This is a genomic window from Micromonospora sp. NPDC005161 (assembly GCF_053599855.1).
In genome coordinates this window covers 42,872-56,903 of record NZ_JBSFYQ010000031.1, presented here as the reverse complement: position 1 = coordinate 56,903, position 14,032 = coordinate 42,872, and the positions used below count along the sequence as shown (strand labels likewise).

Here is a 14,032-nt window from a genome sequence, read left to right as displayed (position 1 = left end):
CCTCGTCGCCGCCCGCGCCCAGGATAGGCGGTGCCGGTCAGCTAGCGTCGGCGCCATGGTCGACCTGCTGGTGATCGGCGGGCTCGGAGTGGACGTACGGGTCCGGGTGCCCGCGCTGCCGCTACCGGCCGCCGATTCACACATCGTCGAGCCGATCGAGCTGCGGATCGGCAACACCGGCGCCGGGGTGGCGCTCGCCGGGCGGGCACTCGGCCTGCGGGTACGTGTGGTCGACACCCTCGGCGCGGACCCGGCCGGGGACCTGGTCCGGGCGGCGCTGACCCGGGCCGGCGTGCCGGCGGTGCTGGCCGAAGATCCCGCCGGGACCCGGCGATCGGTGAACCTGGTCGACCCGGGCGGGCGGCGCATGTCGCTGTACGACCCGCGTGGGTGGCGGGGTGCTTCCCCGTTCCTGCCGACGGAGCTGGCCGAGCTGGTCCGGAACGCCCGGCACGTACACCTCTCGATCATGGACTGGATGGTGCCGCTGCTACCCACGGTGCGGGCCGCCCTGCCAGCGGGCGTGGCGCTCTCCACCGACCTGCACGACTGGGACGGCGCGAACCCCTACCACCGGCCGTTCGCCGAGGTCGCGGGCCTGATCCTGGTCAGCGGGGTGCGGCTGGCCGACCGGGCCGTGCCGCTCGCCGGCGGGCTGGCGCCCCGCACCGTGGTGGTGACCCGGGGCGCGGACGGCGCCGAGCTGTACCCGGGCGACGGAACGGCGGTGCCGGTGCCGCCGGCCACACCGCCGGGGCCGGTGGTGGACAGCAACGGGGCGGGCGACGCCTTCGCGGCCGGGCTGATCGCCGGTCGGCTGCGCGGCCGGCCGCTGGCGGACGCGGCTCGGTACGCGGCCCGGGTGGCCGCCGCCGCCTGCACCCACGACGGCATGGAGTACCCGCCGGGCTTGTTACCCGCCGACTGACGCCACAGCGCACTGACGGCGTGGCGACCGTGCGCGGGGTCAGACGGCGCCGGAGTCGCCGTCGGTCAACTCCCGCAGGATGTCGGCGTGACCCGCGTGCCGGGCCGTCTCCTCGATCATGTGCACCAGGATCCAGCGCAGCGACACCTCGCCGAGCTGCGGGTGCGGCACCACGTGGTCGAGGTCGAAGCTCGCGGCCACCGCCCGGGACCGGGCGCAGGCCCGCTCGTACGCCGCGATGAGCCCGACGACGGTGTCCTGTGCGTCGAGCGTGAAGCTCGCCACCGCGTCCTCCTCCGAGGTCAGGTAGACGTCTCCGGGCTCGGGAGCCAGCAGGGTGGGGAACCAGTTCCGCTCGACCAGGGTCAGGTGCTTGACCAGCCCGGCGAGCGTGGTCGCCGAGGGCACCAGCCGGCGGCCGGCGTCGGCGTCGGAGAGGCCGCGCAGCTTGCGCACCACCACGGCACGGTGGAAGTCGAGGAACGAGTCCAGAACGGCGCGCTCATCGCTGGTGCGGGCGAGCACCGGGGCGAGCGTCGGATCGATCGTCTGCTCCGCCATTCGCCGACCCTAGCGACAGGCCAGCCGTCCCGCTGCCCCGCTATCCGCTGCGCGGTCCCGGCGCGGCGGGCAGGATGGGCGCATGGCCTCATCCGTGCAGATCCTCCTCGTCGGCGGCACGGCGGACGGGGAGAGCGTCACCGTCGAGCTGGACAGCAACGGCCGTCCACCGATGACCCACCACCACCTCGGGTCCGGCGGGCTGGCCGAGGCGCAGATCTACGAGCTGCAGTCCGCGGGCGAGGACGCCAGCGAGTGGGTCTACCGGTGGACCGGTCCGGCGGTGTGACCGTCCGGCTCAGACCCGGGTGAGGGTCTGGCTGCGGAGGCTGTCGAGGACACCACGGGTGACGTCGGAGGTGCCCCGGGCCTGCTCGCAGGCCTCGGCCACCCGCCGCGCGGTGGCCTCGGCGCGCTGCTCCCGCTCGTCCCAGAGCCGGTCGACCTCGGCCAGTAGTGGCCCCTCGACCTCCCGTTCCACGCCGCGCAGCGCCGGCACGCCGAGCCGCTGGGCCAGATCGAAGACCTTGCCGGCGTACGGCAGTGGCAGGAACGGGGTGCCGACCATCGCCGCGAAGATCAGGAAGTGCAGGCGCATGCCCACGGCCAGGTCGAAGTGGCGCATCAGCCCGAGCACCTGCTGCGGCGAGTAGGTGCCGTGCAGGATCCGCCCCCGGTCGGCGGCGATCATGTGGGACAGCACCCCGTGGGCGTGCCGGATGTCGTCGCGTTCCATCGGCACGAACAGCACGTACGCGTCGATCCGGTTCACCAGGAAGTCGCCGATCTGGGCCAGCAGCCGGTGGTAGCCGTCCACGTCGAGCCGTTCGGCGGCCCGTCCCGGCTCCCGCACGCTGATCCCGACCAGCCGCCTGCCGGCCGGCACCCCCTCCTCGCGGAGCAGGTCGAGCGGGAACTCCTCCGGCTGCAACAGGAACGCCGGGTCGGCGGTGACCGTGATCGGGTTGAGCAGCCCCGCCTCCTCCAGCACCATCCGGGATTCCTGGTCGCGGACGGTCACCTGGACCGCGCTGGCGAGCGTTTCCCGGACCATCCCGGTGTCCACCGCGTCGCTCAGCGGCCCGACCCCGACCGCGTACGTGATCAGGGGCAGCCCGCGTTCCTGGGCGACCCGGACCACCCGCAGGTAGCGACGGGCCTCCCGGTCGTAGAGGATCCCGCCGCCGCCCAGGATCAGCAGGTCGAGCTGGGCCAGGACCAGGGCGGAGTCGGTGCGGCTGACGCCCTCCCACGGCACCGCCTCGACGTCGGGGTGGGCGATTCGGGTGTGCTCCGGGTGGCGGGAGAAGACGATGATGCGGGCGTTCGGCTCCTGCGCGCGCAGGTCGGCGAGCAGGCCGGTGAGGATCGCCTCGTCGCCGAGGTTCCGGCCACCGTACGAGCCGAGCACACCAATGGTCAGTCCGGCACCATGCGTCATCCGTCGCTCCTCCCGGGTGCGGTCCGCCGGCGGTTTCCCGCTGGGCCGGTGAACAGTCCTGCCGAGGAGACTGCGCTGGGCCGGTACGCACACCCGCACCGACCCGAATCAGCCCATTTCCGCCTCCATGAGCTGGCTCATCCGACACGCGCCCCCGGCCCCGCTGTGCCGGATTGCGCCTCGCTGTTGTGGATCCAGGCTCGACGGGGCGACCCGATGAGCGCGGCCCGGCGAGAATGGCAGGGTGCGGATCGCCCACGTCAGCGACAGCCACCTGGCCAACCCGGAGGGGGTGGCCACCTCGGTCGGCACCACCGTGGCGCTGCTGCGCGCCGCCGGCCACCGGGTCGTCCTGCACTGCCCCGGCCCGCTGTTCCGCCGGCGCCGCCAACCGGGTGAGGTGCCCTCGCTGCCGGTGCCGACCCGGCCGTACCGGCTGGCGCCGCCCCGGCCGCCGGACGCGCCGACCGACGTGGTGCACGTCCACACCACCGGCCCGCTCGGCGTCGCCGGGCTGCGCTGGGCGGCCGAGCGAGGCGTACCCACCGTGCTCACCTGGCACACCGACCTGGTGGCGTACGCGGCGCACTACCCCGAGGTGCCGATCGGCGCCGCGTACGCCGGCCTGCGGCTGGGCCTGCGCTGGCGGGTCCGGGACCTGTGGGCGCTGGCCCGCCCCGGGCCGGCCCGACAGGACCGGTTGGCGGCGCTCGGGCGGTGCCTGCTGGCGCACACCAGCGTGCTGATCACCCCCTCGGCGAAGACCGCGGCGCTGATGGCCCCGATGGCCGGGCGGACCCCGATCGTGGTGCTGCCGACCCCGGTCGCCGCGCCCGGTGTCGACGCCAACGACCGGCGGCTGGTGCGGGCCCGGCTGGGCATCGCGGCGGACGCGCCGGTGCTGCTCGCGGTGGGCCGGACCACGCCGGAGAAGAACCCGGACCTGCTGCTGGCCGCGTTCGCCCGGGTCCGGCGCGAGCTGCCGGCGGCACGGCTGGTGCTGCTCGGGGCGCGGCGGCAGCGGCTCGCGGTCCGCCGGGCGGCCCGCCGGCTCGGCGTGGCTGACGCGCTGCACCTGCTGCGCCCGGTGCCGCACGACCGGGTGGGCGCGCACTACCGGGCGGCGGACGTGCTCGCGTTCGCCTCCACCACCGACACCCAGGGCCTGACGCTCTCCGAGGCCGAGGCACACGGGCTGCCGCTGGCCATGGTGGACGCCGCCCTGGCCGAGCGGCCCGGCGCCGCCACCACCCGGCCGGTCGCCGAGCCCACGGCGGCGGCGTTCGGGGCGTTGCTGACCCGGCTGCTGACCGAACCGGAGCTGCGCGCGGCGGTGATCCGGGACGGTCGGGCCGCGGTGGCGGCCTGGTCCGGGCCGCGTTACCTGGCCGAGCTGGCAGCCCTGTACGCGACGCTGCGGCCGGTCACCGCAGCGGACGCGACGACAGCCGACCCACCTGGGCCAGCACCAGCGGGAGCTGCCATCCCCGAGGCGCGGCGAGGTGACGCGGGGACCAGACCGGCGCGAACTTCGCCTTGAACCGGCGCAGCCCCCGGAAGCGGTACCAGCGCTCGCCGTGCGCGTACACCGCCCGGCCCAGCCGGCACAGCGGGTCCGCGCCGGTCAGCCCGGACAGCGGGGCCAGCCCCAGCTCGACGCTGGTCAGCCCCCGGTCCCGCGCCTCGTGCAGCACCTCGACGAGGAGATGGTCCATCGTGGTGGGTGGTGCGTCCGGGTGGTACCGCAGCAGGTCCACGCCCCACCGCTGGGGCGTCGGCATGAGCGCGGCGAAGGCCACCGCCCGGCCGCGCTGTCGCAGCACCGCGACCGGCAACCGGGCCAGGTAACCGGGGACGAACCCGCCGAGGGAGAACGACATGTCCGGCCGCCCGGCCAGCCAGGCGTCCGAGACGGGGCGCAGCTCGTCGAGCAGGCCGGCACCGGGCAGCACCGCGAACGACAGGTCGTCGCGGCGGGCCAGCCGCCGCCAGTTGCGGCGCAGCGCCCCACGCGCCGGCCCGGTCAGGGCGAAATCGGCCAGCGGTACGCTCGCCGACTCCCCCACCGGATGCACGGCGAGACCCAGCCGGCGCAGCTCGGGCAGCAGCGACGCGCCAACGTGGTAAACCGCCGGGCGCCGGCCAGCCCGCCGGGCAGTCGCGCAGAAGTCGGCCAGCAGCCCGTACCGCTCGGCGGCCGGCCCCACCGGCGGCCCGAACGCGATCCACGAGCGGCCGCACACCCCGTACATCAGGAAGCTGGCCCCGGACGGCGAGAAGTGGAACCGCTTGTCGCCGAGGAGCGCGAGCCCGGAGTCCGGCTCCCGGTCGACGTCGGCGGCCAGGATCGCCCGCACCCGGCGCAGTTGCTCGTCATGGCGTCCGTCGATGCGGCGATGGTAGCGTCCACCGCGTGTCGGGCCGGGTCCTGCGGGTCAGCGTCGGCGCGGTGATCGCCGTCGGGCTGGCCCTCTCCGTGATCGCCGCGCGTGACGAGCCCGTCGAGCTGCTGTTCTACTTCACGGTGCAGGTCGACCTGGCCTACCTGGTGGCGCTGCTGGCCGGCGGCGACCGGCTGCACACCGCGCTCACCGTCTACCTGGTCGGCACCGCCCTGGTCTTCGTCCTGGTGTTGGCGAATCCGTGGAGCGGCTACGCGATGGTGGCGACGACCGACGCGCGGGGGCCGGTCTCCGACGCCGGAAACCTGCTGCTGCACGCGGTCGCGCCGCCGCTGGCCGCCGCGGAGTGGCTCACCCGCCGTCCCCGAGCGGCCCTGCGTCCGGTGTACGCGGTCAGCCTGCTCGGCTATCCGCTGGTGTGGCTGACGGTGATCCTGGTCCGCGGCGCCCTCGGCCGGGCCGACGACCGGTACCTCTACCCGTTCCTCGACGTACCCCGACTCGGCTATCCCACGGTCGTCCTCAACGCGCTGCTCTTCGCCCTGACCCTGCTCCTGATCGCCCTGACCGCGGTCCGCCTCACCCGGCCCGACCGGGTGCTGGCGGACGATCGGTGCGATGGCGGGAAACGGACCTCGGGATGGGAACGAGGGGTCTGATGGCCGCCAGACGAAGGGGCGGCCCGGCGACATGATCGTTTGCATGACGACGACGACATTTGACGGCAAGGTCGCCCTGGTGACCGGTGGTTCCCGGGGCATCGGAGCGGGCATCGCGCTGCGCCTGGCGGAGGACGGGGCCGACGTGGCGCTGACCTACCGGCAGAACGCGGAGCAGGCCGCGAGCGTGGTGAAGCAGATCGAGGCGCTGGGCCGGCGGGCGCTGGCCATCCAGGCCGACGGCGCCGACCCGACCGCAGTGCGGGACGCGGTCGACCGGACGGCCACCGAGCTGGGCCGGCTGGACATCCTGGTGAACAACGCCGCGGTGTTCCTGGTCGGCGCGATGGACGACCTCGGCACCGCGGAGCTGGAGCAGACCATCGCGGTGAACGTCCGGGCGCCGTACATCGCCGCGCAGGCGGCGCTGCGGCACCTGGGCGACGGTGGGCGGATCATCAGCATCGGGAGCAACGTCGGTGAGCGGGCCGTCTTCCCCGGGCTGGCCCTCTACTCGATGAGCAAGACCGCCCTGGTCGGGCTGACCCGGGGCCTGGCCCGCGAGCTGGGCCCTCGGGGCATCACCGTCAACCTGGTCAACCCCGGACCGACGGACACCGACGCCAACCCGGCGGACGGGCCGAACGCTGCGGCGATCGCCGGCTTCACCGCCGTCGGCCGCTACGCTCGCCCCGCCGACATCGCGGCGACCATCGCGCACCTGGCCAGCCCGGAGGCCAACTACGTGACCGGTGCCGTGGTCAACGTGGACGGCGGCTTCACCAGCTGAGGACACCGGGCGCGCCGGGCACGATCCGGCGCGCCCGGCCTCAACCATCTCCGGGGCGGGAGGCGTCTCTCCTGACGAAGGGGTGGGCATGACCGAGACGTTCCACGAGTTCGTGGTGCACCGTTCGCCGGCTCTGTCCCGGACCGCCTACCTCCTCACCGGCGACCACCAGCTCGCCGAGGACCTGGTGCAGACCGCCCTGGCCCGCACCTACCGGCACTGGCGGCGGATCCGCGACGGGGACCCCGAGGCGTACGTCCGCCGCGTCATGTACCACCAGCAGGTCTCCTGGTGGCGACGCCGCCGCCTCACCGAACGCCTCCAAGCCGAACCCACCGAACAAGCCGGCGCCGACCACAGCGACACCACCGCGCTGCGGCTGACCCTCACCGCCGCGCTGCGTCACCTCACTCCCCGCCAACGGGCCGTCATCGTGCTGCGCTACTACGAGGACCTCACCGAGGCTCAGGTGGCCGAGATGCTCGGCTGTTCCATCGGGACCGTCAAACGCCACGCCCACGACGCGATACGGCGGCTCAGAGCGGTCGCTCCCGAACTGGTCGACACCGTCGCGGAGAGGAGCATCCGATGACCGCCCAACTCCGCGACGCGCTCCGCTCCACCGCCGAAGACGTGCCCACCTACCCGGTGTACGAGCGGGCGCTCGCCACCGCGCGCCGCGACCGTCTGCGCAGGGTAGCCGCCAGCGCGGCGGCGTTGTTGGTGCTCGCGTTGGCCGGCGTTGTGGTGCCGCTGACCCGTACCCCTGGCCTCGATCCGGCCGCGGCGGACGCCGCGCTGCCCGACCACATCGCCCTGCCGCCGATCGGCACGCTGCACGTCACCGACCGCCCCCGGATCGGTCCCGCGTCGGTCATCTTCGACGGGCCGGCACCGCGTCTGCACGGGTGGAACGACGTGAACGTCGTCGGCGTGGTCGACGCGGACTCCGACCGCTACCGGATCATGCGGATGGGCGGGGAGTCGCTGGCCGGCGAGTCGGTCCACCTCTCCCCCGACGGCCGGTACGTGGCCCGGCCGGACGGAGACCAGGACGATCCGGGCGTCGAGGTCATCGACCTGGTCACCGGCCGGACCCAACGGCTGACGTCGACCGTCGACCGCAGTGTCTGGAGCATACCGGTCGGCTGGTCCGCGGACGGCCAGTCGCTGGTGGTCCGCGACGACGTGCCGGTCGCGTTCGACGGGGCCACCTACACCTCCGTGCTGAGTGCGGTGACCCTCGGCGGGGAGCGCTGGACCAGGCTGGCCGCCGGCGCCCAGGAGGCGCGCGTCGGCTCGGTCGTCGCCGCCGCGCCGGGCCGGCTCGCCTACCAGTACGGCCGCACGGTCGCCGTGACCGACCTGGCTGGCCGGGAGCTCTCCTCGTTCGCCCTACCCGACGGGACCTGGCTGGCCGGCAAGGGCGCGTGGCGTCCCGACGGCACGAACCTGACACTGGCCGCCCGTCGGGCGGACACCACCGAGTGGACCCTGCGCCAGGTCGATCCCACCAGCGGCCGGGACGTCGGTCCACTGCGCCTGCCCGCCGTGCCCGGGGTCGTCGCCATCCGGCTGCTCGGCTGGGCGCCGGACGGGTCGGCGCTGGTGGCGGCCTATCAGCCGGACCCCCTCGCCCCCGACCTGCCGCTGGAGGAGCAGTCCGACCCGCCCATGAGCGACCAGCGCGTGCGCACCGTGCGGGTCCTGGCACTGACGCCCGGCGCCACCGCGCCGCGAACCGTGCTGACCGCACCGGACCAGGTGGTCGCCGTCGACGTCGCGGACCAGGTGGTCCGGAGCGGACGCGTCCGCGACGCGCAGCCACCCGGCGGCGTGGGTGGCCGGTTCTGGCTCTGGAGCGGTCTCATCATGGTGCTGGTCACCGTGGGCGTGCTGTACGCGAGCCGTCAGCGGATCGCGCTGTGGCTCGACGACCGGCGGGTCAGGCGGACACGGAGGAACGACTGATGCCGACAACCCCGCGGACGAGTCGCACGGCGGTCCTGGTCTGCCAGGGTCGCGCGGCCGCCGACGGGCTGATCGCTCCCGGCCGCTTCGCCGATCCGACGGCCATGCCCCTGCTGCGTCCCGACGAGCGGGAGGCCGTCCAGTGGGTACGCGAGGGCGTCGCTCCCCGGCCGTGGCGGCAGCGGGTCGACTACGAGACGGTCCGCGCCAACGCCGAGCTGATCGTGCCCCGTACGGTCGCCATCGACGATGCCGTACGCGCCCACCCCGGCCCACAGGTGGTGATCCTCGGCGCGGGGCTGGACGGTCGTGCCTGGCGGATGCCGGAACTCGCCGGGGTGACGGTCTTCGAGGTCGACCAGCCGGCCACCCAGCGCGACAAGCGCGAGCGCGCCGAAGGCCTGCCCGGCACCCCGCCGAGGTTCGTTCCGGTGGACTTCGGTCGCGACCGGCTGGCCGAGGCGTTGGCGGCTTCCGGGCACCGTTCCGACCAGGCGACGACCTGGGTCTGGGAGGGGGTCGTGCCATACCTGACCACGGTGCAGGTGACCGCCACGGTGACGGCTCTCGCCAGCTGCTCGGCGCCGAACAGCCGCCTGATCGTCAACTTCCAGCTGCCCGGAACGTCCGTGGTCCTGGGCCGCCTCATCGCACGGCTGCTGACGGCGTCCACCGGCCGGTCGAGCGTGTGGGCGAACGAGCCGTGGCGCTCGACCTGGACGCCCGCCGCCATGGCCGCCCTGCTGGCCCGACACGGCTTCACCGTCACCCGGGACGACGACCTGCTCGACACGGCGCGGGCCCTGCACACGCCGATCCACCACGCCAGGTCGCTGGCACACAGCCGGGTGATGGTCGCCGATCGCACCTGACGCCCCCAGGTCGGGAACCATCCGGCGTGAGCCGCCGGTCGTCGGACAAGGTCGAGCAGACGTGGGCGACGGAGGAAGGCGTGGTCAGCGGGGCGGGTCCTCGCCGGTGAGTCCGTCCACCGACTCCCGGATCAGGTCGGCGTGGCCGACGTGCCGGGCGTACTCCTCGATCAGGTCGACCAGGATCCGGCGCAGGCTCGGCGCCTGACCGTCCGGCCAGTCGCCCCGGGCTAACTGCTCCGGTCCGGCGTTGGCCAGCAGCTCCGCGACGGTGGCGCGGGAGCGGGCCACCGCCTCCCGCCAGAGTGTGTAGAGCTGTTCGGGGGTGTCCTCGGCGGCCGAACGCCAGTCCCAGCCCGGATTCGCGTCCCAGTCGACCGTGTCCCACGGTGGCCCCGGCGAGCGCCCGGCCAGCTTCAGTGAGAAGTAGAGGTCCTCAACCAGGGCCAGGTGCTTGAGCAGCCCACCCAGGGTGATCGACGACGGGCCGAGCGTCGCCCGTAGGCCGGCGGCGTCGAGACCCCCGGTCTTCCACGCGAGGGTGGCACGCTGGCGGTCCAGGGAGCCGAGCAGCGTGGCGGTCTCGTCGCCGGCGATCGGCGGTTCGGGGTGACCGTGCTCGTCCGCGTTGGTCATGGAGACGGACGTTACCGCTCGACGTGGCGGGGCGCTGCCCATGCCGGTCACTGGCCGGCCGCCCGGATTGGTGCTGATGCGAGAAGGGGTGGGCGCGGCAGGTTTCGAACCTGCGACCCCCCGCTTGTAAGGCGGGTGCTCTCCCACTGAGCTACGCGCCCGGAACGCCCGTACGGCGGGCCGGAGGCTGGCAAGCTTACCCTGCTCGCCGCCGGCCCGGACGCACGGCTCACCCCGGTCCGGTGGTGGTCAGGCGGCCGCGGCGATGGCCTTGCGCCAGCCCTGCTGGTCGCGAGCCTCACCGGGACCGTTCAGCTCGGCGAAGCGGACGACGCCGGTCTTGTCGATGACGAACGTGCCCCGATTGGCGAAGCCGGCCACGTCGTTGAAGACCCCGTACGCCTGGGCGACGGCGCCGTGCGGCCAGAAGTCGGCCAGCATGGGGAACTGGTAGCCCTCCCGGTCGGCCCAGACCTTGTGGCTGTAGACCGAGTCGACGCTGACCGTCAGCACCTGGACGTCGTCGTTGGCGTACTCGTCGAGGTTGTCCCGCACCTCGGCCAGCTCGCCCTGGCAGGTGCCGGTGAAGGCGAGCGGGTAGAAGACCAGCAGCACGGTGCGCCGGCCACGGAAGTTCGAGAGCCGGACCTCCTGGTTGTTCTGGTCCTTCAGCACGAAGTCCGGCGCCTCGGCGCCAACCTCGACGGGCATGCGAACTCCTCGGGTCGAGTCAGGGGAAGGCACGAGCCTGCCGCGCCCGGTGGCACGGACCGCCGGGCGCGCGAGGGGAACGAGTTGGGCTACTTCTTGGCCTTGGCCCCTCGGCGCAGCACCAGGCGGGCGCCGCTCCAGTCCCGCCCGGCGTTGATGGTCGAGGTCTGCTGAAGGCCGGCGGTGGGCGCGGACTCCGCGACCTCGCTCGGCTCGACGTGCCCGTCACGCCCGGCCTTCGGCGTGAGCAGCCATACGACCCCGTTGTCGGCCAGCGGGCCGAGGGCGTCGACGAGAAGCTCGAAGAGGTCACCGTCGCCGTCGCGGTACCAGACCAGCACCGCGTCGACCACCTCGTCGGTGTCCTCGTCGACCAGATCTCCACAGCGGTCGGTCAGGGCGTCCCGGAGATCCTGGTCGACGTCGTCGTCGTACCCCATCTCCATGACGACCATCCCCGGTTCGATTCCGAACCGGTCCGCCAGGCTGCGTACCCCGTCGGCGGCCTGACCAGCGGTCGCGCTCACTGTCGCGTGCCTCCTCATCTCGTCCCTGCTCGCGGCGTCGGAACCGACGCCGTCAGGCAAAGTCCACACAGTTGTGCGTCCGCGCGCAAGTGGCGCACCGGGTGGAACGGAATTTACCGTGCCAGCAGCGTACGGGCACCGTCGGTAATGGCTTCCTCGGAGACCAGAACCTGACGTGCTGCTGGACCTAATGGTACAAACGAGTCAACTCCGGCTACTCGTCGCGCCGCACCGACATATCCGGCGTCGACCAGCGCGGCGATCACCCCTTCGCCCACCCCGCCGGATCGGCGTGTCTCATCCACCACCAGCACCCGGCCGGTCGCCGAGGCCTCCCGGATGATGTCGGCCACCGGCAGCGGGGCCAGCCAGCGCAGGTCCACCACCCGGGTGCCCACCCCCTCCTCGGCGAGAACGGCCGCGGCCCGCAGCGACATCCGTACCCCGTTACCGAAGGTGATGATCGTCAGGTCGTCGGCCGAGCCGACCCGGTAGACCCGGGCCCGGCCGATCGGCACGTGCCCGGCCACCCAGGCGCCCGGCTCCGGATACCCGGCCAGCCACTCCCCGTCGCCCTCGGCGTACAGGTCGCGGGTGTGGTAGAGCGCGATCGGTTCCAGGAACACGCAGACGCTACCGTCGACCGCCGCGCTGGCCAGGCAGGTCCGCAGCATGGGCGCGGCGTCGTCCGGCCGCGCCGGCACCGCGACCACCAGCCCTGGCACGTCCCGGAGTACGGCAACCGAGTTGTCGTTGTGGAAGTGCCCGCCGAACCCCTCCTGGTACGCCAGCCCGGCCACCCGCACCACCATCGGGTTGCGGAACGCGCCCTGGGAGAAGAACTGCATGGTGGCCGCCTCACCGCGCAGCTGGTCCTCGGCGTTGTGCAGGTACGCCAGGTACTGGATCTCCGGCACCGGCAGCATCCCGGCCAGCCCGGCGCCCAGGCCCAGCCCGAGCACCGAGGTCTCGTCGAGCAGGGTGTCGAAGACCCGGGCCGGCCCGAACCGGTCGCGCAGCCCCTTGGTCACCCCGTACACGCCGCCCTTGGCGGCCACGTCCTCGCCGAAGACCGCCATCTGCGGGTGGTCGAGCAGCCCGTCGGCGAGCGCCCCGTTGATGCTCTGCGCGAGGGTCAGCGGGCCGGCCAGCTCCGGCGGCTTGCCCCCGAACGCCTCCGCCCGGGCGCCCGCGCCCGGACCGCTGGCCCGGGCCGCCGCGTCGGCCACCGCCCGCGCGACCCGCACTGGCCGGCGGGGGGCCAGCGCGGACACCACGTCGGCCGCGGAGGTCAGCTTCGGCTCGCCCAGCACCTCCTCAGCGAGCCGGCGTACCCGCCAGCCGGTCTCGTCGTACCGGGCCAGCAACTCCTCGCCCGTCGCCACGCCGGCGTCGACGAGCAGCCGGGCGGTCGCGACCACCGGGTCCCGGTCCAGGTCCGCGGCCAGTTCCGCCGGGCTGCGGTACGCCGACTCCGCGTCGGCCCCGGCGTGCCCCATCAGCCGGACGGTGCGCAGGTGCAGCACGGCCGGCCGGCGGTGCCGGCGTACCCACGCCGCGGCCTCCGCCGCCACCGCGTACGCCTGCACCGGGTCGGCTCCGTCGGCACTGAAGTAGCGGATGCCGGGCTTGGCCCGCAGGGTCGCCTCCACCCAGCCCTCCGGGGAGCGGACGCTGATGCCCAGCCCGTTGTCCTCGCAGACGAAGAGCACCGGGATGCGCAGCCCGGCGTGGTCGTACCAGCCGGCGGTGTTGAAGGCGGCGCTGGCGCTGGCGTGGTTGACCGAGGCGTCGCCGAACGAGCAGACCACAATGGCGTCCGGTGGCCACGGGGCGTGCTCGGCGCCGGCCCCGCTGCCGACCCGCACTCCGGCGCCGGTGCGCCGTCCGGCGCTGTCCAGCCGCCGCAGCCGCTCCACGGCCAGCCCCATACCGACCGCCCGGGGCAGGTGCGAGGCGATGGTGGAGGTGGTCGGCACGATGGCCAGGTCGGCCCGGCCGAACACCTTGTGCCGGCCGCCGGCGACCGGCTCCTGGCTGGAGGCGACCATCCCGCGCAGCACGTCCCGGGCCGCGCCCGCGTACGCCGCGAACCCGCCGGCCGGCGCCGGTTCGGGCTCGGTCGGCTCGTCGGGTGGCGCCGCGTCAGCGCCGGGCGCCGGTTCGGCGGTGGTCTGCGCGGCGCGCACGCAGTAGAAGGCACCCGAGCGGTAGTGCAGCAGCGCCGGGTCGGTGGGGCGCAGCGCGGCGGCGACCGCCGCGTTGCCCTCGTGCCCGGAGGAGCCGATGGTGTAGAAGCCCTCCCCGAAGCTGCGCAACCAGCGGCCGGCCAGGTCGAGCTGCCGGCTGGTCACCTGCGCGTCGAACAGATCCAGCAGTCGCGCGCCGGTCAGCGGGGCGTCGTCGGTGACCGGGTCGTCGGGGTCACGCCGCCGCTCGGCGGCGGGCAGCGCCGCCAGCGTCTCCCGGAACCGGTCGTCGAGATCTTGCGGCGTGGTCACGTCGCACAGCATTACCGACGCAGGCCCTGGTCG

The 14,032-nt window shown here is 74.1% G+C and carries 15 protein-coding genes and 1 tRNA gene; 8 read left to right on the top strand and 8 right to left on the bottom strand.

Going from position 1 to position 14,032, the window contains the following annotated elements:
- The first annotated feature begins 55 nt into the window (after positions 1-55).
- On the top strand, positions 56-928 hold the full coding sequence (locus tag ACWD5O_RS25850) for a carbohydrate kinase family protein (protein ID WP_450086813.1): 873 nt from the start codon (positions 56-58) through the stop codon (positions 926-928).
- A gap of 39 nt (positions 929-967) precedes the next feature.
- On the opposite strand, the gene ACWD5O_RS25845 is transcribed toward ACWD5O_RS25850, so the two are convergent.
- The gene (locus ACWD5O_RS25845; protein WP_450086812.1) at positions 968-1,489 is read right to left on the bottom strand and encodes a DinB family protein; all 522 of its coding nucleotides are present in this window, start codon (positions 1,487-1,489) and stop codon (positions 968-970) included.
- 82 nt (positions 1,490-1,571) lie between these two features.
- Here ACWD5O_RS25845 and ACWD5O_RS25840 point away from each other — a divergent pair, with 82 nt between their 5' ends.
- Positions 1,572-1,778: a hypothetical protein gene (locus tag ACWD5O_RS25840; RefSeq protein ID WP_354965426.1), complete on the top strand. Its 207-nt coding sequence runs from the start codon at positions 1,572-1,574 to the stop codon at positions 1,776-1,778.
- 9 nt (positions 1,779-1,787) lie between these two features.
- Here ACWD5O_RS25840 and ACWD5O_RS25835 read toward each other — a convergent pair whose 3' ends face one another.
- The gene (locus ACWD5O_RS25835) at positions 1,788-2,930 is read right to left on the bottom strand and encodes a polysaccharide pyruvyl transferase family protein (RefSeq protein ID WP_354965427.1); all 1,143 of its coding nucleotides are present in this window, start codon (positions 2,928-2,930) and stop codon (positions 1,788-1,790) included.
- Positions 2,931-3,174: 244 nt separating this feature from the next.
- Here ACWD5O_RS25835 and ACWD5O_RS25830 point away from each other — a divergent pair, with 244 nt between their 5' ends.
- A complete protein-coding gene (locus ACWD5O_RS25830; protein WP_450086811.1) occupies positions 3,175-4,470 on the top strand; it encodes a glycosyltransferase in 1,296 nt (431 codons plus the stop codon).
- Here ACWD5O_RS25830 and ACWD5O_RS25825 read toward each other — a convergent pair.
- Positions 4,355-5,287, bottom strand: a complete 933-nt coding sequence (locus ACWD5O_RS25825) for a phosphatidylglycerol lysyltransferase domain-containing protein (protein WP_450086810.1) — start codon at positions 5,285-5,287, stop codon at positions 4,355-4,357. The genes ACWD5O_RS25830 and ACWD5O_RS25825 overlap by 116 nt on opposite strands.
- A gap of 56 nt (positions 5,288-5,343) precedes the next feature.
- Between ACWD5O_RS25825 and ACWD5O_RS25820 the strand changes: the two genes are divergently transcribed.
- From ACWD5O_RS25820 to ACWD5O_RS25800, 5 genes are all read left to right on the top strand, one after another.
- Positions 5,344-5,991, top strand: coding sequence for a Pr6Pr family membrane protein (locus ACWD5O_RS25820; protein WP_450086809.1), 648 nt, complete (start codon positions 5,344-5,346; stop codon positions 5,989-5,991).
- A 43-nt stretch (positions 5,992-6,034) separates the two neighbouring features.
- Positions 6,035-6,781: an SDR family NAD(P)-dependent oxidoreductase gene (locus ACWD5O_RS25815; protein ID WP_450086808.1), complete on the top strand. Its 747-nt coding sequence runs from the start codon at positions 6,035-6,037 to the stop codon at positions 6,779-6,781.
- 88 nt (positions 6,782-6,869) lie between these two features.
- Entirely contained in the window at positions 6,870-7,373 is a 504-nt protein-coding gene (locus ACWD5O_RS25810; protein WP_354965432.1) for a SigE family RNA polymerase sigma factor, read from the top strand.
- Positions 7,370-8,752 (top strand): hypothetical protein, encoded by a 1,383-nt coding sequence (locus ACWD5O_RS25805; RefSeq protein ID WP_450086807.1) that lies wholly within the window; start codon positions 7,370-7,372, stop codon positions 8,750-8,752. Before ACWD5O_RS25810 ends, ACWD5O_RS25805 begins: the two co-directional genes overlap by 4 nt.
- Positions 8,752-9,624, top strand: coding sequence for a class I SAM-dependent methyltransferase (locus ACWD5O_RS25800; RefSeq protein ID WP_354965434.1), 873 nt, complete (start codon positions 8,752-8,754; stop codon positions 9,622-9,624). The genes ACWD5O_RS25805 and ACWD5O_RS25800 overlap by 1 nt, the downstream gene beginning before the upstream one ends.
- An 84-nt stretch (positions 9,625-9,708) precedes the next feature.
- Here ACWD5O_RS25800 and ACWD5O_RS25795 read toward each other — a convergent pair whose 3' ends face one another.
- From ACWD5O_RS25795 to ACWD5O_RS25775, 5 genes are all read right to left on the bottom strand, one after another.
- Complete coding sequence (locus ACWD5O_RS25795) at positions 9,709-10,260, bottom strand: DinB family protein (RefSeq protein ID WP_354965435.1); 552 nt, start codon at positions 10,258-10,260, stop codon at positions 9,709-9,711.
- Positions 10,261-10,349: 89 nt separating this feature from the next.
- Positions 10,350-10,421, bottom strand: a tRNA-Val gene (locus ACWD5O_RS25790).
- A gap of 88 nt (positions 10,422-10,509) precedes the next feature.
- Positions 10,510-10,971 (bottom strand): peroxiredoxin, encoded by a 462-nt coding sequence (locus ACWD5O_RS25785; RefSeq protein WP_354965436.1) that lies wholly within the window; start codon positions 10,969-10,971, stop codon positions 10,510-10,512.
- Positions 10,972-11,060: 89 nt separating this feature from the next.
- Positions 11,061-11,498 carry a DUF3052 domain-containing protein gene (locus ACWD5O_RS25780; RefSeq protein WP_354965437.1) on the bottom strand — a complete coding sequence of 146 codons (438 nt, stop codon included), beginning with the start codon at positions 11,496-11,498 and terminating at the stop codon, positions 11,061-11,063.
- Between the two features lie 113 nt (positions 11,499-11,611).
- On the bottom strand, positions 11,612-14,011 hold the full coding sequence (locus ACWD5O_RS25775) for a thiamine pyrophosphate-dependent enzyme (RefSeq protein WP_354965438.1): 2,400 nt from the start codon (positions 14,009-14,011) through the stop codon (positions 11,612-11,614).
- Positions 14,012-14,032 lie beyond the last annotated feature (21 nt).

Excerpts from the sequence above, each read along its gene's own strand:
- ACWD5O_RS25850 (WP_450086813.1), top strand. The coding sequence starts at position 56 with ATGGTCGACCTGCTGGTGATCGGCGGGCTCGGAGTGGACGTACGGGTC.
- ACWD5O_RS25845 (WP_450086812.1), bottom strand. The coding sequence starts at position 1,489 with ATGGCGGAGCAGACGATCGATCCGACGCTCGCCCCGGTGCTCGCCCGC.
- ACWD5O_RS25840 (WP_354965426.1), top strand. The coding sequence starts at position 1,572 with ATGGCCTCATCCGTGCAGATCCTCCTCGTCGGCGGCACGGCGGACGGG.
- ACWD5O_RS25835 (WP_354965427.1), bottom strand. The coding sequence starts at position 2,930 with ATGACGCATGGTGCCGGACTGACCATTGGTGTGCTCGGCTCGTACGGT.
- ACWD5O_RS25815 (WP_450086808.1), top strand. The coding sequence starts at position 6,035 with ATGACGACGACGACATTTGACGGCAAGGTCGCCCTGGTGACCGGTGGT.
- ACWD5O_RS25810 (WP_354965432.1), top strand. The coding sequence starts at position 6,870 with ATGACCGAGACGTTCCACGAGTTCGTGGTGCACCGTTCGCCGGCTCTG.
- ACWD5O_RS25805 (WP_450086807.1), top strand. The coding sequence starts at position 7,370 with ATGACCGCCCAACTCCGCGACGCGCTCCGCTCCACCGCCGAAGACGTG.
- ACWD5O_RS25800 (WP_354965434.1), top strand. The coding sequence starts at position 8,752 with ATGCCGACAACCCCGCGGACGAGTCGCACGGCGGTCCTGGTCTGCCAG.
- ACWD5O_RS25795 (WP_354965435.1), bottom strand. The coding sequence starts at position 10,260 with ATGACCAACGCGGACGAGCACGGTCACCCCGAACCGCCGATCGCCGGC.
- ACWD5O_RS25785 (WP_354965436.1), bottom strand. The coding sequence starts at position 10,971 with ATGCCCGTCGAGGTTGGCGCCGAGGCGCCGGACTTCGTGCTGAAGGAC.
- ACWD5O_RS25775 (WP_354965438.1), bottom strand. The coding sequence starts at position 14,011 with ATGCTGTGCGACGTGACCACGCCGCAAGATCTCGACGACCGGTTCCGG.